This is a genomic window from Streptomyces olivaceus (genome assembly GCF_000721235.1).
Classification (GTDB): Bacteria; Actinomycetota; Actinomycetes; order Streptomycetales; family Streptomycetaceae; genus Streptomyces; species Streptomyces olivaceus.
Genome location: NZ_JOFH01000005.1, coordinates 163,635 through 179,775, shown reverse-complemented (window position 1 = coordinate 179,775; position 16,141 = coordinate 163,635). Strand labels below are relative to the sequence as shown.

The window sequence follows — 16,141 nt, the reverse complement described above, 5'->3', positions numbered from 1 at the left end:
ACACAACTCGGGTGGGGGAGGGTCGTGCCACCGGCCCCACAGAGCATACGAGTCCCAGGCGTTCTGGCCCATACCAATGCACGCCACCTTCTCGCCCGCCCGAGCGCACGCATCGCGCACGCATCGCACGCATCGCGCACGCCGCCGAGGCGGAGGCGACCGTCACCCCCCGTTGCGGACGTCCTCCTCGCCCTTGTCCCCTTCGTCCCGCGAACCCGGTGCCGGTCCCGTGCTGCCCCGGGGGACGAGTTCGACAGGCAGGACCACGTGGCGCTCCCCGTGCGTTGCGGGGTCCTGGATCACCTGGCGGGCCAACTCCGCGGCCGCCTCGCCCAGTCGGCGGGCGGGCTGGGCCAGGGTGGACAGGTCCCACGGCTCGGCCATCGCGTGCCCGTCGAAGCCGAGGACCGACATCCGCGCCGGGACGGGGACGTTGACGCCGCGCAGCACCGTGAGGAGCCGGAAGGCGATGTCGTCCGTCTCCGCGAAGACCGCTGTCGGGGGTTCGGCGAGGCTGAGCAGGCGCCCCACCGCGGCATCCAGGCTCGGCCCCTGCCAGTCGGCGACCCGCCGGACGAGTTCGTCGTCCCGGTCGACGCCGGCCTCGGCCAGGGCCTCCCGGTAGCCGTCGAGGCGGGCCCTGCTGCTCCAGGCGAAGCCCGAGGGGTCGGCGGGCTCCAGGTACGCGATGCGCCGGTGGCCGAGGTTGAGCAGGTACCGGGTACCCCGGCGGGCGGCCTCCACGTCGTCGACGTAGACGCCGGCCCTGCCCTGCTCGTGCTGGCTCACGAAGACCAGCGGCATGCCCAGGTCGTCCAGCCGCGCCCGTTCCCGCGGGGAGAGCGCGAAGCTCACGACGAGCAGCGCGTCGGCGTTGCGGCGGGCGGGCAGCCGGTCGAAGAACTCGGCCCGCTGCTCGGCGGTGGTGACGCTGTAGACCAGCATGTCGAGGCCGGCCGCGTTGAGGGCGGGGGCCAGGCCGGCGAGCGCCGCGCCGAGGAACCAGGAGTCCAGGTTGGGCACGAGCACGGCCACCCGGCCGGTGCGTCCCGTGACCAGGCTGGAGGCGCTGCGGGAGATGGCGAACGACAGCTCGCGTGCCGCCTTCTCCACACGCGCGCGAGTCTGGGGCGAGACGGTGGACAGACCGCGCAGGGTGCGTGAGACGGTCGAGGGTGAGACTCCGGCCCTCTCGGCGACGTCCGCCAGCGTGGCGCCCTTTTCAACGGCTTCACCGACCATGTGCGGGACGCTAACACAGGGACCGCCGCACCAGGTCAGGCACCATGACAGCGCTGCCATTCCGAATCTTTCAACTCGCTACACGTTTCGACCATTGACATATCAGAATGGCACTCCCTAGCGTGACAGCGCTGTCATAGGGCAGCCCCAGAGAGGAGGGGTACGCCATGTCCCTGCGCCGCAGAACACTGCTCACCGGCGCCCTCGGCGCCGCCGCGGCGGGCCTGCTGACCGGGTGCGGAGGGAAGGACCTCGACGACCTGCTCACGCGGGCCGCGGCCGTTCCCCGGGGTCCGGCGCGGCTGACCTGGTGGGTCTCGGAGATCCCCTCGCGCCGGGGCGGCATCGTCGCGGACCTGATCATCAAGGCCTTCGAGCGGCGGCATCCCCGCATCAGCGTCTCGAAGATCAACGCGCTGTCCACCTCGGACGGCAACCGCAGCGCCATCGCCACCCAGCTCGCCGGCGGCTCCCCCCAGCCCGACGTCTACCTGGGCGACACGACGTGGCCGGCGCAGTTCGGCGACTCGTCGCTCGCGCTGCCCGTGGAACGGTTGCTCCCGGACGGCTTCTGGGACGCCTACCCGGCGGCCCTGCGCACCGGCTCCACCCACGGGGGCCAGGTGTACGCGGTCCCGTTCTTCACCGACAGCGCCTACCTCTTCTACCGCAAGGACCTCCTCGCCAAGCACGGCCTGCGCCTCCCCCGCAGCTGGGAGGAGCTGCTGCACACCTCCCGCACGGTGCAGCGGGCCGGTGACGTCGAGGCCGGGTTCCTGTGGCAGGCGGCGGTGACCGAGTCCCTGACGGCCAACGTCACGGAGTTTCTGGCCGACGCGGGTGCCGCCGTCCTCGACGGGCGCGGCCGGGCCGCGCTGGGCGGAGCCGCGGCGGAACGGGCGTTCTCCCTGATGGCCGAGTTCACCGGGAGCGGAGTCACGCCCGGCACCGTGGCCACGTACGAGGAGTCGGATTCCCAGGACGCCTTCACCGGCGGTCGGGGGCTGTTCCTGCGCAACTGGTCGTACGCGTGGGTCAACGCGAGCGCCCCGGGGGTCTCCCACGTGGCGGGGAGGATCGGGGCGGTGCCGCGACCGGGCTTCGAGGGCACCGGCCGCTCCGGCGTCTCGTGCGCCGGCGGCTGGAGCAACTTCGTCAACCCCAGCTCGCAGGCGCTGGGCGCCGCCATGGAGTTCGCCCGGTTCTGCGCCGGGGAGGAGGTGCAGCGCCTGCTCGCTCGGGAAGCCGGCGTCGTCCCGGCCATGACCTCGGTGCTCACCGGGCCCGAGGCGCGCGCCGCGGGCGACCCGACCGTCCTGCGCGCCGCCGATCTACGACTCGTCGCCCGGCCCGTGACCCCCTACTACCCGCAGGTCAGCAAGGCCCTCTACACCCCCGCGAACGCGGTCGTACGCGGTGACCTCTCCCCCGCGGACGGCGTCCGCGAGGCCCGCGAGGGTCTGCGCACGGCACTGGAAGGAAAGGCGTTGTGAGTTCCGCACTGCCGACGAGGACGTCGAAGACGCCGGCGGAGGGCGGGGACGGGCGCGCCCGGACCGGGGCCCCACCACCGGGGAGCGCGCGGCCGGGCTCGGTCGCCCGCCGCCGGGCGCGCGCCGGGTGGTTCTTCGCCTCCCCCGCCCTGCTGGTCGTCGCCGCCGTGACCGTCTTCCCCGTGCTCTTCTCGCTGGTGCTGTCATTCTGCGAGGTCCGGCTGGACTACGGCGGGCTGCGGCTCGGCTCGCCCACGCTCGGGCACTACGAGGCGCTGCTGACCCATCCCGAGTGGTACCGGGCCCTCGCGTTCACGCTGGGCTTCACCGTCGTCTCCGTCTTCGCCGAGCTGGTCCTGGGCACCCTCGTGGCGCTCGTACTGGAACGGCTCGGCGCCGCCCGCGGCTGGATCCTGGCCCTGCTCCTGCTGCCCTGGGCGCTGATCAACGTGATCGCCGCCCAGCTGTGGTCGTACCTCTTCAACGGCACCTACGGCGCGGTGGGCTGGCTCTGCGAGCAGCTGTTCGGCACCCAGCCGGACATCCTGGGGGAGCCGGTTCCGGCGATGGCGGCGATGGTCGTCGTGGACGTGTGGAAGACGACGCCCTTCGTCGCCATCGTGGTGCTCGCCGGACTCATGCTGATCCCCGGCGACGTCTACGAGGCCGCGGAGATCGACGGCGCGGGTCCCTGGACCACGTTCTGGAAGGTGACGCTGCCGCAGCTGCGGCCCATCGTCGCCATCGCGGTGCTCTTCCGCATCCTCCAGGCGTTCGGCATCTTCGACCTGCCGTTCGTGCTGACGCAGGGCGGGCCGGGCACGGCCACCCAGTCGGTGGCGATCCTCGGGTACCGGATCCTCTTCCAGAACCTCGACTTCGGCGGCGGTGCCGCCGTGGCCGTGACGACCGCCGTCATCGTCATGGGCTGCTGCCTGTTGTTCCTGCGCGTCTTCCGCGCCCACGTCGACGAGGAGGGCAGGGCATGAGCCGCCACATCCCGCGCACCGGTGTGCGCCGGTACGTCAACGTCGTCAACCTTGGCGGTCTGCTGATCGCCGGGTGCGCCACGCTGCCCCTGGTCTGGATGGCGTCCGCCTCCTTCAAGGGCCCCGGTGAGATCAGCGCGACGCCGCCCTCCCTGCTGCCCGAGGACCCCACCCTCGGCAACTACGAGACCGCCTTCGTACGCAACGGGATCGGCCACTACTTCCTCAACAGCGTCGTCGTGGCCTGCGTGTCGACCGTACTGATCCTGTCCCTGGCGTTCTTCGCCGGGTACGCCCTCGCCCGGCTGCCGCTGCGCGGGCGCGGGGCGGTCATGACGGCGCTGCTGATGCTGTCCGTGTTCCCCCCGATCGCGCTGCTCGTTCCGCTGTTCCTGATGGAGCGCCAGGCGGGGCTGCTCAACAGCTACCCGGGGCTGATCGTCCCGTATGTGGCGCTGAACCTGCCGTTCGCGATCTGGATCATGCGCAACTACCTGAGCGGCATCCCGGGCGAGCTGGAGGAGGCGGCCGTCGTGGACGGGGCCGGGCCGCTGCGCACGGCCGTGACGGTGATCCTGCCGCTGGCCCGCCCGGGGCTGTTCACGGCCGGTGTCTTCGCCTTCACCGCGACCTGGTCGGAGTTCCTGCTCGCGCTCACCTTCAACGGCTCCGACGACCGGCGCACCGTCTCCGTCGGCATCGCGCTGTTCACCAGCCAGTACCAGGTCCCGTACGGCGTGATCTTCGCCGGCGCGATGGTGGCCACCGTGCCGATCGCGGTCCTGGTACTGGTCTTCCGCCGCTCGGTCGTCTCCGGCATGACCACCGGCGCCGTGAAGGGCTGAGAGGTCTCCTCCCACCCTCCCCGGCCCGACGGCCGGCCGCTTCCGCCCGCGTCGTCTCTGTCCGCATCCCCGCCCGTCCACATCCTCGCCCGTCCACATCCCCGCCCGTCCGCACCCCAGCCCGGGCACGCGCCCGAAAGGTTCACCGATGCTCCACCACGACTTCCCCGCCCCCTCGCCGCACGACGCGGGCTGGTGGCGGCAGGCCGTCGTCTACCAGGTCTACCCCCGCAGCTTCGCCGACTCCGACGGCGACGGCATCGGCGACATCCCCGGCGTCACGTCCCGGCTCCCCTACCTGGCCCGCCTCGGCGTGGACGCCGTCTGGCTGAGCCCGTTCTACCCCTCGCAACTCGCCGACGGAGGCTACGACGTCGCCGACTACCGCGACGTCGACCCGCGCCTCGGCACCCTCGACGACTTCGACCGGATGGTCGCGGAGGCCGACCGGCTCGGTCTGCGGATCATGGTCGACATCGTGCCCAACCACTCGTCCGACCGGCACGTCTGGTTCCAGGAGGCACTCGCGGCCCCGCCCGGCTCCGCCGCCCGCGAGCGCTACGTCTTCCGGGACGGCCGCGGTCCGGACGGTGGACTGCCGCCCACCGACTGGCCGTCCAGCTTCGGCGGGCCCGCCTGGACCCGGGTGCCCGACGGGCAGTGGTACCTGCACCTGTACGCGCCCGAGCAGCCCGACTTCAACTGGGACAACCCCGAGGTGCGCGAGGACTTCCACCGCACCCTGCGGTTCTGGTCGGACCGGGGGGTCGCCGGGTTCCGCGTCGACGTCGCCCACGGGCTGGCCAAGGATCTGCGGGCGCCGCTGCGCGACCTCGGCGAGCGCCGCAGCTACCAGCCGGCCGCGCTGCCGGTCGACGGCAGCCATCCGCTGTGGGACCGCGACGAGGTGCACGAGATCTACCGCGGCTGGCGGCAGGTCTTCGACGCGTACGACCCTCCGCGCTTCGCCGTCGCCGAGGCCTGGGTGGGCACGTCCAGGCGGACCGCCTACGCCGCCGCGGACGGACTGGGGCAGGCGTTCAACTTCGACTTCCTCGGCACGCCCCTGTCCGCCGCCGAGATGCACACCACCATCGACACCGCCCTGGCCGACGCCCGCCGGGCCGGGGCGACCAGCACCTGGGTGCTCTCCAACCACGACGTGGTGCGGCATGTCTCGCGCTACGCCCTGCCCGGCGACTTCACCAAGCAGGACATCGAGGCCTGGCTGCTCACCGACGGCACGGAACCGGCGCCGGACTCGGCGGCGGGGGTGCGCAAGGCACGCGCCGCGGCGCTGCTGATGCTGGCGCTGCCCGGATCGGCGTACGTCTACCAGGGCGAGGAGCTGGGGCTGCCCGAGGTCGCCGGCCTCGACCGGGCGGACCTGCGGGATCCCATGTGGGTCCGCAGCGGCGGCCGGGTCAAGGGGCGGGACGGCTGCCGGGTGCCGCTGCCGTGGACGAGCGAGGGGACGAGCTTCGGATTCGGCCCCGGCGGCTCGTGGCTGCCGCAGCCCGCCGACTGGGGGCGGTACGCGGCGGACGGGCAGCTGGGGGACGAGGACTCGTTCCTGGAGCTGTACCGCGAGGCACTGCGGCTGCGTCGCACGCTCGTGGTCGACGAGGAGTTGGAGTGGGCGGGCCCGCGGGAGCGGATCCGTCAGGGGCTGCTGCACTTCACCCGCGCCGGTGGGTGGCACACGGTCAGCAACCTCTCCGACGAGCCCGTGCCGATGCCGCGGGGCGAGGTGCTCATCGCCTCGGGCCCGCTGACCGGCGACGCGCTCGCCCCGTGGACCACCGTCTGGCTGCGGACGGAGCGGGCGCCCGGCCGGTGAGCAGGGCCGGCCGCCCGCGGCTCACGGACGGGCGCCCCGGCGCCAGCGGTCCGGATCCACCCGGCCGGCGTACAGGGGAAGCTCGAGGGGTGGCCGGCCCTCCTCGAAGGGGTCCCACACCCTGGCCATGCCCTCGGTTCCCCGCTCCCGCACCCGGCGCGCCTCGGCCAGGTCGAGAACGTCCGTCAGGACCTCCTCCGCCCCTGGTCCGGCCTCGCCGCGCACCCGGCCCTCGGGGTCCACCACGAGGCTGCGGCCGACGCCGTCCGGCGCCGCCGCGTTGAGGCTGGCCATGAACACCTGGTTCACGATGGCGTTGGCCCGGGCGAGCACGACTTCCTGGGCCCGGTCGACGGTGGGCGTGCGCACCAGGTTGAGTACGAGGTCGGCGCCCTGCCACGCCAGGTGGCGGGTGGTCTCGGGGAACCAGGCGTCGTAGCAGATGGTCAGACCCACACGACCGTGGCCCGGCAGGTCGAAGACCACGAAGGTGTCGCCGGCCGCCGTGGTCTCGTGGGGCAGCCACGGGAAGATCTTGCGGTACGCGGCGACCCGTTCACCGGTGGGCGAGTAGACCGGGGCGGTGTTGTAGACCCGGCCGTCGTCGCCCAGCTCGTAGACGGTGCCGGGCACGAGCCAGATGCCCAGTTCCCGGGCGAGTGCGGACAGCCGGGCGCCGCGCGGTCCGTCCAACGGCTCCGCCGCCGCGGTCATCACCGTCCTGGGATCCTCACCGGGTTGGTGCCCGCACAGGTGCAGCTCCGGGTAGGCGAGCAGCCGGACGTCCGGGTGGTCCGCGATGACCCCGCGCACGTCCGCGGCGAACGCGTCCGGGTCGCCGGCCGCATGGTGCCGGGCGGCCGTCTGGACGAGGCCGAGGGACAGGCGGTTCGTCATCGTGGGGGCAGCCTTCCGCTTTCGGTGACGTCCGGGGACGGAACCGAGCCAACCACTGCGCCGCCCACGGGACAAGATCCCTTCCTCCTGCGGCACCCACAGGAAGATCCTGGGGTTTCGCGCGGGACGGACCGACCGCTGTCCGGTCGGCTGCCCGTCCTGTGCCCGGCCGGTCACCCCGGCCCGCGCGCGGCCCGTCGCCCCGGCCCGTGCCCGGCCGGTCGCCGTGGTAGAACGAGGTTCGTCGCGTCCCCGGACGCGGATCACCAGCTCGACAGAACCTCGAAAGAACCTCGACAGAACACGGACAGCACATGACCCTCAACCAGCTGAGGGCCTTCGTCGAGGCGGAGCGGCTCGGGTCGTTCACCGCGGCGGCGCGGGCCATGGACATCGCCCAGGCGTCGGCCTCCGAACTGGTGCGCCGTCTGGAGACGGAACTGGACGCCGAGCTGTTCGCACGCGGCAGCCGCACCCTGACCCTGACGTCGGCCGGCCAGGAGCTGCTGCCGTACGCCCGGCAGGCGCTGGAGGCCGCCGACAGCGGCACCCGGGCGGTGCGGTCCCTGGGTTCGCTGGGCGGCGGGACCGCCACGTTCGGCGTGCTGCGCAACGCGGACTACTACCTGCTGTCCAACCTCGTGCAGATGTTCCACTCCCGCTATCCGTCCGTCCGCGTCCGGCTGGTGGGGCAGAACTCCGCCGAGACGGCGGCGGCCGTGGCGGCGGGGCGGATCGAGGCGGGCCTGGTGGTACTGCCGATCGACGACGAGGGGCTGGCGGTGACCCCGCTGCTGCGGGACGAGGTCCTCTTCGTCAGCGCGAGCGAGGAACGCACCCGCACACCGATGACCATGGACGCCTTCGCCCGGGCTCCCCTGGTCCTGTACGACGCGCACTACGGCTGGCAGGACCCCACCCGGCGCCAGCTCGCGGAACGGGCGCAGCTGGCCGGCGTCGGCATCGACCCGCTGATCGAGCTCGAGCACGTGGAGGCCGCACTGGGTCTGGTGGCGGCCGGGGTGGGCGACACGATCGCCAGCAGGGCCGTGGTCGGCGCGGCCTCCTTCCCGCCGATGCTGCGCACCGTGCCGTTCGCGGACCCCCTCTACGACACGATCGCCCTGGTCAAGCGGCGGGGACATCCCCTGTCGCGGGCCACGAGGGAGCTGGCCAGGATCGCCGAGGACACCCTGCGCGAGATCCGCGCCGCACGCGGATTCTGAGCCTGCTCCGGGCCGTGGAAGGCACAGGTTTTCCCTGTGGACTGGACAGGAAAGGACCCTCTAGTCCTGTGGCCGCACGGCGTTTAGCGTCCCTTCCATGCAGATCACGCAGCACGAAGCACAGTCCCTCCCCCCGTTCCAGTGGCTCAAGAAGCCCGCCGTGGACGGTCCGCCCGCCCAGCGCGACCCCTCGGTGGTCGAGCGGGTCTCGCAGATGCTGAGCGAGATCGAGCGCAAGGGCATGGACGCCGTCCGCGCCTACGCCCAGGAGCTGGACGGCTGGTCCGGCGACCTGGAGATCGGTGCCGCCGAGCTGGAGAAGTCGGGGGACGCACTGCCCCCGGACGTCCGTACCGCGCTGGAGATGGGTTACGAACGCACCCACCGCTTCGCGGCCGCTCAACGCGAGCACCTGACGGACTTCGAGATCGAGGTCGCCCCCGGCGTCGCCGGCGGCCAGCGCCACGTTCCCGTCTCCCGCGTCGGCGCCTACCTCCCGGCCGGCCGGTTCCCGCTGCTGGCCAGTGCCTTCATGACGGTCAACGTGGCGAAGACGGCCGGCGTCCCGACGGTCCTCGCCTGCACTCCCCCGTCCGGGGAGCACGGCGCGCACCCCGCCGTGCTGTACGGCGCCCACCTGTCGCGTGCGGACCGGGTGTTCGCGCTCGGCGGCGTCCAGGCGCTGGGGGCCATGGCCTTCGGCCTGCTCGGTGAGGCACCGGTCGACATGCTGGTCGGCGCGGGCAACGCATACGTCACCGAGGCGAAGCGGCAGCTCTTCGGCCGGGTCGGCATCGACCTGCTGGCCGGGCCCTCGGAGGTCGCGGTCGTCGCCGACGGGAGCGCCGACCCCGTCTGGGTCGCGGCGGACCTGCTGGGCCAGGCCGAGCACGGACCCAACTCCCCGGCCGCCCTGGTCACCACGTCGGAGGAGCTGGGACGCAAGGTGGTATCGGAGATCGAGCGCCAGCTGGAGACCTTGACGACGAGGGACATCGCGGGTCCGGCGTGGCGCGACTTCGGTTCCGTCGTCGTGGTGGAGGACCGGGCCGGGGCCGTCGCGGTGGCCGACGTGATCGCTCCCGAGCACCTGGAGATCCAGACCGAGGACGACGACTACTATCTGCGCAACCTCTCCAACTACGGTTCGCTGTTCATCGGTTCGTGGTCGACGGTCGCCTACTCCGACAAGGGCATCGCGGGCACCAATCACGTGCTGCCGACCGGAAAGACCGCCCGCTACAACGCGGGGCTCTCGGTCTCGCGCTTCCTCAGGCCGCTGACGTACCAGCGCGCCTCGAAGGAGGGGACCGTGTCGCTGGCACCGGCCGTCGAACGGGTCTCGGCCTTCGAGGGGCTGGCCGCCCACGGCGCCACGGCGACGCTCCGCATCGACCGTGTCGGGCGGACGTCCGGCGCCTTCGACGCCATCCCGGCCGCGCTCCGCGAGCAGCTCTGACCGAGCGTGCGGCCCCACCGAGTGCCACGGCACACGATCAGCCAGTGCCACGGCACACGATCAGCCGGTGGCCCGCCGACGGATCAGTGGGCTCGGGCGTGGGTGGCGCGGGGCACGAACTCGGTGGGCAGCACCAGCCGTTCGCCGCCCGGGTCCACCTCCCCGGCGATCCGCCGGACCAGCAGGCGTGCCGCCTGGCGCGACAGCTCCCCCAGATCGTGCCGGACGGTCGTGAGCCGGAAGACCTCCCAGGCGGCCATCGGGAGGTCGTCGAAGCCGACGACGGTCAGGTCGTCGGGGACCTTGACGCCGGCGGCGAGTGCCGCGTTCAGCACGCCGATGGCGACGACGTCGTTGCCGCAGAACACAGCGGTGGGGGCGGGGTCCGCGGCCAGCAGGGCGGGCAGCGCCCGGTAGCCGGTGTCGTACTCGAACGCTCCGCGCACCACCCGGTCCTCCACCAGGCCCACGCCCGCCTCGGCGAGGGCAAGCCGGAAGCCCAGCTCGCGCTCGCGCCCCGTGGTGGTGTTGGCGGCGCCGAAGACACCGGCGACGTGCCGGTGGCCGAGGGCCACGAGTTCCCGGGCGACGAGCCGCCCGCCGCCCTCGTTGTCGACGACGGAGGCGAAGTCGCCGGCCCGGCCGGTGTCCCGGTTGAGGAAGACGTAGGGCATGCCGCGCCGTTCGAGCTGGGCGGGCAGGCGGGAGTCGGTGGTGGCCGTGGCGAGGACGACTCCGTCCATCGACTGGTCCAGCAGCTTCTCCTCCGCGACCGCCTCGTCGGACCGCTCCGTGATCAGCATCATGCGGTAGCCGAGGCCGCTCAGTTCGTCGTGGAGCGGCGCGATGACGTGCGGGTAGAACGGGTTGGTCAGGTCGGTGACGATGACGCCCACCCGCCGGGTGGCGCGCGTGGAGAGGGTGCGTCCGGCCTCGCTCGGCACGTAGTTGAGCGCCTGGGCGGCGCGCCGCACCTTCTCCCGGGTGGCCTCGGAGACACGGGGGTCGTCGCGCAGCGCACGGGAGACCGTTGGCTGCGAGACCCCGGCCAGTCTGGCCACGTCGTGGCTGGTGATCCCCATCGGCCCTCTCCTCGTCGCCCCCTGCGCCAACCGGTGGCGCGCACCCGATTCAGTATACGTATGTGATCAGCGGTGTGCGGGAGCGGCCCGCCCGCTCCCCTGTCGTACGGCGCTCGACCGTATGTCTGGCAACGACCTTGACCGATCCCCTTGACATCCGTGCCGACGACGCCTGTCATGGCATACATACGTATTCACAACCAGCCGAGGAGCTGACATGCCCGACTCCGTCGTGACCCCCGCCGAGCTGGCCCGCCGCACGGTCCGCCGCGGCGACTTCGTCTCCTGCAACCAGGCCTTCATCGACTGCCGCACGCCGGGTTCGGACCGCAAGGAGAACTACGCGATGATCGGGCCCGGCGTCTCGCAGGCGGCCGGCCAGCACGTCAACCTCCGGCTGCCGCACGGCTACAACATCGGCGCCGCCGCCATGCCGCACGGCATCACCAACAACCTGCACCTCCACTACACGGCCGAGGTGTTCGTCTGCACGGAGGGCGAGTACCTGCTGCGCTGGGGCGCCGACGGCACCGAGGGCGAACTGATGCTCAGGGCCGGCGACATCGCCTCCGTACCGACGTGGATCTTCCGCGGGTTCACCAACACCGGCCCGGACGACGGGTGGCTCTTCACCGTGCTGGGCATGGACGACACCGGCGGCATCATCTGGGGCCCGTCGGTCCTGCGCGAGGCGCGCGACCACGGCCTGTACCTCACCGCCGACAACGAACTCGTCGACACCGTCGCCGGCGACACCGTCCCGCCGGAGTCCGAGCTCGTGCGGCCCCTGGCCCAGGAACACATCGACCGTCTGCGCCACTACACCGCCGACGAGATGAAGCGCCGCATCGCCGCCGCGGACGAGCTGGTCTTCTCCGAGCACCCCTTCCTCGACAGCACCCTGCCCGGCGGCGGAGCGCGGCTGAGCTGCGTCATCGGCTACGGCATGACCGAGGACCCGCATCAGGAGCCCCGGGTGTTCAACCCCCACGGCCACAACCTGGCCTGGCTGCGCGCCGCCCCGGGGCAGGGGGTCTCCACGCACCGGCAGCGCGAGACCCAGACGCTGATCGTCAAGGACGGGCTGTGGGAGGTCACCCTCAACCGCACCGACCCCCTGCCGGTGCGGCTCGGCCCGCGCGACATGCTCTCCGTGCCGCAGGACGCCTGGCGCACGCTGCGCAACGTCGGTGACGAGGAGGGCGACCTCCTCGTGGTCAACTCCGGCGACGGGCGGGTCCGTCTGGAGTGGGACGACGAGGTGCTCAAGAGCGCCGCGGACGCGGGCCTGGGCATCGACCACAACGGGTACGTCGCCCCGTACGCCCTGCTCCCCCGCTCCGCGCGCCCCTGGTGACCGGGGTGCCGTACACCGGCGCGGCCGGCCCGCTGCCCCTGGTCGCCGTGCCCGGGATGCTCTGCGACGCGAGGCTCTGGCACGACGTCGACTTCCCCGAGGGCCACGCCGTGCACCACGTCCCGCTGGTGCGGCCGGACCTCGGCTCGCTCGCCGAGGACGTGCTCGACAGCGTCGCGGGACCGTTCGTACTGGTCGGACTCAGCCTCGGTGCCATCGTCGGCTTCGAGGTACTGCGCCGGGCGCCCGAGCGCGTCGCGGGCCTGTGCCTGATGGCGACCAACGCGGGCGCGCCGCGCCCCGGGCAGTACGCGGCCTGGCGGGAGATGGACGAGCTGATCGCGGCCGGCCGGTTGACGGACGTCGTCGAGCGGACCCTGCCGGACATGTTCCCCGACCGGAACCCGACACCGGCGGCCGCACGGCGCTACCGGGCGATGGCGCACGCCGTGGGCGACCGGGCCGCCCGCGCCCAGCTCGCCGCGCAGGCCACCCGCACGGACGCCGTCGACGTGCTGCGGACGGTGCGCCGCCCCACCGTCGTCCTGGCCGGAGCCCGGGACGCCCTGTGCCCGCCCGCCTTCCACCGGACCATCGCGCGAGCGGTCCCCGGGGCCCGTCTGACGGTGCTGCCCGACTCCGGGCATCTCGTGCCGTGGCAGCGCCCGGACGCGGTGTCGGCCGCTCTGCGCGACCTGGTCACGGCCGCGGCGTCCACGACCTCGGCCGACGCCGGCTCCTGACCGCTCCGCACTGCTTCTCACTGCCCCTCACTGCCCCTACGACCTTCGCCCTGCCTCCATCCACCGGAAGAGAGCCGCCATGCCCCTGCATCTCAAGTTCCCCGTGCCTTCCGGGCACGTGACCGCGGCCCGGGCGGACGTCACCGAGCGCGTCCGCGCCATCCTCGACGACGTCCGCGCGCACGGCGACGACGCGGTACGCCGTTACTCCGAGAAGTTCGACGACTGGAGCCCGGACTCCTTCCGCCTCGCCCCCGACGAGATCCGGCGGATCGTCTCCCGCGTGCCCGACACGGTCCTGGACGACATCCGCTTCGTGCAGCAGCAGGTCCGCACCTTCGCCCAGGCCCAGCGCGACGCCCTGGGCGACGTCGAGATCGAGACCCTGCCCGGCGTCCGCCTCGGCCACCGGCACATCCCCGTGTCCGGCGCCGGCGCCTACGTACCCGGTGGCCGCTACCCGCTGACCGCGTCGGCCCACATGACGATCGTGACGGCCAAGGTGGCGGGCGTCCCCCGGGTCGCCGCCTGCACCCCGCCCATCCGGGGCGAGATCCCGGCGGCGACGGTGGCGGCCATGCACCTCGCGGGCGCCGACGAGATCCACCTCCTCGGCGGCGTCCAGGCCGTGGCCGCGCTGGCGCTCGGCACCGAGACCGTCGATCCCGTACCGATGCTCGCCGGGCCGGGCAACGCCTACGTCGCCGAGGCCAAGCGGCAGTTGTTCGGCGAGGTCGGCATCGACCTGTTCGCCGGTCCCACCGAGATCCTGGTGATCGCCGACGAGCACGCGGACCCGTTCGTGGTGGCCGTCGACCTGCTCTCGCAGGCGGAGCACGGACCGGACTCCCCCGCCGTGCTGGTCACCACCTCCGAGGCCCTGGGCCATGAGGTGGCACGGCACGTCGAGCGCCTGCTGCCCGGCATGCCCACCCGGGACTTCGCCGCACCGGCCTGGCGCGACCACGGCGAGATCGTGGTCGCCGACGGCCTCGACGAAGCGTTCCGGATCGCCGACTCGTACGCGAGCGAGCACGTGGAGGTGCTGACCGAGAATCCGCGCCAGGCACTGGAGAAGATGCGCGACTACGGCGCCCTCTTCCTCGGCGAGGGGACCTGCGTCTCCTACGGCGACAAGGTCATCGGCACCAACCACGTCCTGCCCACCCGCGGTGCGGCCCGCTACACGGGCGGCCTGTGGGTCGGCAAGTACCTGAAGACGGTGACGTACCAGGAGGTCACCGACACCGCCTCCTCCGCGCTGCTCGGCGAGGTGTGCGGGCGGGCCGCGCGCGTCGAGCTGTTCGAGGGCCACGCCCGCTCCGGCGACGTACGCGCCGCCAAGTACGGCAAGGGCACGCTGCCCTGGAACGAGGAGGGCGCCGCGTGAGCGCCCGCAGCGCGCCACTGGCCGGGCGCACCGCCCTCGTCACCGGCGGCGGCAGCGGCCTGGGCCGGGCGATCGCGCGGACGCTGGTCGCCGACGGGGCGCGCGTGGTGCTCACGGGCCGGGACGGGACCAGGCTGAAGGAGACCGCGGCCCTGCTCGGACCGGGCGTCACCCACCACGTGTGCGACGTCTCCCGTCCGGACGACGTCGCGGAACTCGCCCGCGCCCTGGCCGGGGAGGAGATCTCGATCCTGGTCAACAACGCCGGCGTCGCCGGCCCGGTGGCACCGCTGACCGAGATCGCCCCGCAGGCCTGGGACGAGGTGTTCGACGTCAACGTGCGGGGGGTGTTCCTGATGTGCCGGGCCTTCCTGCCGCCCATGACGGCGCGGGGCGCGGGCGACGTGGTGAACATCGCCTCGGTCTCGGGGAAGCGACCGCTGGCCCGGCGCACCCCCTACTGCGCCTCGAAGATGGCGGTCATCGGACTGACGACCACTCTGGCCGTCGAGGTGGGACCGCTGGGCGTCATGGTGAACTCCCTGTCTCCGGGCCCGGTCTCGGGACCGCGCATGGAGCGCAACTTCCGGCTGGAGGCGGAACGCACGGGCGGCTCCTACGAGCAGGCCGAGCAGGCGTTCGTGTCCCGCTCGGCGCTGGGCCGGATGGTCGACGAGGAGGAGGTCGGCGAGGCCGTCGGCGCGATGCTGCGGATGCGCGGGCTGTGCGGAGCCGACATCGACCTCTCGGCCGGGATGGTGGCCCGGTGACGGCGCACGGCACGCCGCGCCGCAGCCTGAAGCAGCGCGTGGCGGACGGTGAGCGGTTGCGGGGCGCCCTGCTGCGACTCCCCTCCGAGACGCTGGTGGAGATGGCCGGGGTGGCCGGACTCGACTTCGTCGTCATCGACTGCGAGCACGGCCCGGCCGACATGACGGTGCTCCAGCACCACCTCACCGCCGCCGCGGCGCACGGGACCGACGTACTCGTCCGGGTCGGTTCCCACGAGCCGGCGCTCGCCCTGCGCTGCCTCGATCTGGGCGCGGCGGGGCTGATCCACCCGCACGTGGACGGCCGGGAGGACGCCCGGCGGGCGGTGTCCGCCAGCCACTACCCGCCCCGGGGAGAGCGGGGTTTCGCCACCTACAGCAGAGCCGGCCGGTTCGGCACGGTCACCGCCGCCGAGCATGTGGCCGCCTCCCGCGAGACGCTGGTCGTCGCGATGACCGAGACGCGGCGTGCCTGCGAGGACGCCGACGCGATCGCGGGCACCGAGGGGGTGGACGCGATCCTGGCGGGTCCCGCCGACCTCGCCGCGGACTGCGGCTTTCCGGGCCCGGAGGTCGTGGACGCGCTCGTCGGCCGGGCGCACGAGGCGGCGCGGGCCCACGGGCGCGCCGTCATGACGATCGTGCCGAGCCTCGCCGCCGCCCGCGCGGCGGAACGCGCGGGAGCCCAGCTCGTCGTCTACAACATGGCCCATGTCCTCATGGACACCCTGCGCTCCCTGAGCGCCGCCGGACCGCCGGGGGCGACGGGAGACCCGGCCTGACGGCACCACCCGGCCCTCCGCACCGA

14 protein-coding genes are annotated in these 16,141 nt (G+C 73.0%); 11 read left to right on the top strand and 3 right to left on the bottom strand.

From position 1 onward, the window contains the following. Positions 1–162: 162 nt before the first annotated feature. Positions 163–1,242 carry a LacI family DNA-binding transcriptional regulator gene (locus IG94_RS38460; protein ID WP_308043538.1) on the bottom strand — a complete coding sequence of 360 codons (1,080 nt, stop codon included), beginning with the start codon at positions 1,240–1,242 and terminating at the stop codon, positions 163–165. A 167-nt stretch (positions 1,243–1,409) separates the two neighbouring features. Between IG94_RS38460 and IG94_RS0108580 the strand changes: the two genes are divergently transcribed. The 4 genes from IG94_RS0108580 to IG94_RS0108565 all read left to right on the top strand — a co-directional run bounded on the left by IG94_RS0108580 (position 1,410) and on the right by IG94_RS0108565 (position 6,409). Next, a complete protein-coding gene (locus tag IG94_RS0108580; RefSeq protein ID WP_031033118.1) occupies positions 1,410–2,735 on the top strand; it encodes an extracellular solute-binding protein in 1,326 nt (441 codons plus the stop codon). Then, the gene (locus IG94_RS0108575) at positions 2,732–3,724 is read left to right on the top strand and encodes a carbohydrate ABC transporter permease (RefSeq protein WP_043483162.1); all 993 of its coding nucleotides are present in this window, start codon (positions 2,732–2,734) and stop codon (positions 3,722–3,724) included. Before IG94_RS0108580 ends, IG94_RS0108575 begins: the two co-directional genes overlap by 4 nt. After that, positions 3,721–4,569 (top strand): carbohydrate ABC transporter permease, encoded by an 849-nt coding sequence (locus IG94_RS0108570; protein WP_031033115.1) that lies wholly within the window; start codon positions 3,721–3,723, stop codon positions 4,567–4,569. Before IG94_RS0108575 ends, IG94_RS0108570 begins: the two co-directional genes overlap by 4 nt. 148 nt (positions 4,570–4,717) lie before the next feature. Next, complete coding sequence (locus tag IG94_RS0108565; protein WP_052410593.1) at positions 4,718–6,409, top strand: glycoside hydrolase family 13 protein; 1,692 nt, start codon at positions 4,718–4,720, stop codon at positions 6,407–6,409. A 21-nt stretch (positions 6,410–6,430) separates the two neighbouring features. On the opposite strand, the gene IG94_RS0108560 is transcribed toward IG94_RS0108565, so the two are convergent. Further along, positions 6,431–7,306, bottom strand: a complete 876-nt coding sequence (locus tag IG94_RS0108560) for a carbon-nitrogen hydrolase family protein (RefSeq protein WP_031033112.1) — start codon at positions 7,304–7,306, stop codon at positions 6,431–6,433. Positions 7,307–7,620: 314 nt separating this feature from the next. On the opposite strand from IG94_RS0108560, the gene IG94_RS0108555 reads away from it, so the two are divergent. Both IG94_RS0108555 and hisD (IG94_RS0108550) read left to right on the top strand, forming a co-directional pair. Further along, positions 7,621–8,532 (top strand): LysR family transcriptional regulator, encoded by a 912-nt coding sequence (locus IG94_RS0108555; RefSeq protein ID WP_031033111.1) that lies wholly within the window; start codon positions 7,621–7,623, stop codon positions 8,530–8,532. Between the two features lie 97 nt (positions 8,533–8,629). Further along, positions 8,630–9,991 carry a histidinol dehydrogenase gene (gene hisD / locus IG94_RS0108550; RefSeq protein ID WP_031033110.1) on the top strand — a complete coding sequence of 454 codons (1,362 nt, stop codon included), beginning with the start codon at positions 8,630–8,632 and terminating at the stop codon, positions 9,989–9,991. 83 nt (positions 9,992–10,074) lie between these two features. On the opposite strand, the gene IG94_RS0108545 is transcribed toward hisD (IG94_RS0108550), so the two are convergent. Next, the gene (locus IG94_RS0108545) at positions 10,075–11,073 is read right to left on the bottom strand and encodes a LacI family DNA-binding transcriptional regulator (RefSeq protein WP_031033109.1); all 999 of its coding nucleotides are present in this window, start codon (positions 11,071–11,073) and stop codon (positions 10,075–10,077) included. A gap of 217 nt (positions 11,074–11,290) precedes the next feature. Here IG94_RS0108545 and IG94_RS0108540 point away from each other — a divergent pair, with 217 nt between their 5' ends. From IG94_RS0108540 to IG94_RS0108520, 5 genes are all read left to right on the top strand, one after another. After that, positions 11,291–12,430, top strand: a complete 1,140-nt coding sequence (locus tag IG94_RS0108540) for a cupin domain-containing protein (RefSeq protein WP_031033108.1) — start codon at positions 11,291–11,293, stop codon at positions 12,428–12,430. A gap of 5 nt (positions 12,431–12,435) precedes the next feature. Continuing rightward, entirely contained in the window at positions 12,436–13,173 is a 738-nt protein-coding gene (locus tag IG94_RS0108535) for an alpha/beta fold hydrolase (protein ID WP_224221783.1), read from the top strand. Positions 13,174–13,252: 79 nt separating this feature from the next. Continuing rightward, positions 13,253–14,563 carry a histidinol dehydrogenase gene (hisD, locus tag IG94_RS0108530; protein ID WP_031033105.1) on the top strand — a complete coding sequence of 437 codons (1,311 nt, stop codon included), beginning with the start codon at positions 13,253–13,255 and terminating at the stop codon, positions 14,561–14,563. Next, positions 14,560–15,333: an SDR family NAD(P)-dependent oxidoreductase gene (locus IG94_RS0108525; RefSeq protein ID WP_031033103.1), complete on the top strand. Its 774-nt coding sequence runs from the start codon at positions 14,560–14,562 to the stop codon at positions 15,331–15,333. Before hisD (IG94_RS0108530) ends, IG94_RS0108525 begins: the two co-directional genes overlap by 4 nt. Continuing rightward, positions 15,330–16,115 carry an HpcH/HpaI aldolase family protein gene (locus IG94_RS0108520; RefSeq protein WP_052410592.1) on the top strand — a complete coding sequence of 262 codons (786 nt, stop codon included), beginning with the start codon at positions 15,330–15,332 and terminating at the stop codon, positions 16,113–16,115. The genes IG94_RS0108525 and IG94_RS0108520 overlap by 4 nt, the downstream gene beginning before the upstream one ends. Positions 16,116–16,141 lie beyond the last annotated feature (26 nt).

What these genes read in the sequence shown, in the direction of transcription:
- IG94_RS38460 (WP_308043538.1), bottom strand. Translation starts at nt 1,242, where the DNA reads ATGGTCGGTGAAGCCGTTGAAAAGGGCGCCACGCTGGCGGACGTCGCC.
- hisD (WP_031033110.1), top strand. Translation starts at nt 8,630, where the DNA reads ATGCAGATCACGCAGCACGAAGCACAGTCCCTCCCCCCGTTCCAGTGG.
- IG94_RS0108565 (WP_052410593.1), top strand. Translation starts at nt 4,718, where the DNA reads ATGCTCCACCACGACTTCCCCGCCCCCTCGCCGCACGACGCGGGCTGG.
- IG94_RS0108580 (WP_031033118.1), top strand. Translation starts at nt 1,410, where the DNA reads ATGTCCCTGCGCCGCAGAACACTGCTCACCGGCGCCCTCGGCGCCGCC.
- IG94_RS0108540 (WP_031033108.1), top strand. Translation starts at nt 11,291, where the DNA reads ATGCCCGACTCCGTCGTGACCCCCGCCGAGCTGGCCCGCCGCACGGTC.
- hisD (WP_031033105.1), top strand. Translation starts at nt 13,253, where the DNA reads ATGCCCCTGCATCTCAAGTTCCCCGTGCCTTCCGGGCACGTGACCGCG.
- IG94_RS0108570 (WP_031033115.1), top strand. Translation starts at nt 3,721, where the DNA reads ATGAGCCGCCACATCCCGCGCACCGGTGTGCGCCGGTACGTCAACGTC.
- IG94_RS0108560 (WP_031033112.1), bottom strand. Translation starts at nt 7,306, where the DNA reads ATGACGAACCGCCTGTCCCTCGGCCTCGTCCAGACGGCCGCCCGGCAC.
- IG94_RS0108555 (WP_031033111.1), top strand. Translation starts at nt 7,621, where the DNA reads ATGACCCTCAACCAGCTGAGGGCCTTCGTCGAGGCGGAGCGGCTCGGG.
- IG94_RS0108545 (WP_031033109.1), bottom strand. Translation starts at nt 11,073, where the DNA reads ATGGGGATCACCAGCCACGACGTGGCCAGACTGGCCGGGGTCTCGCAG.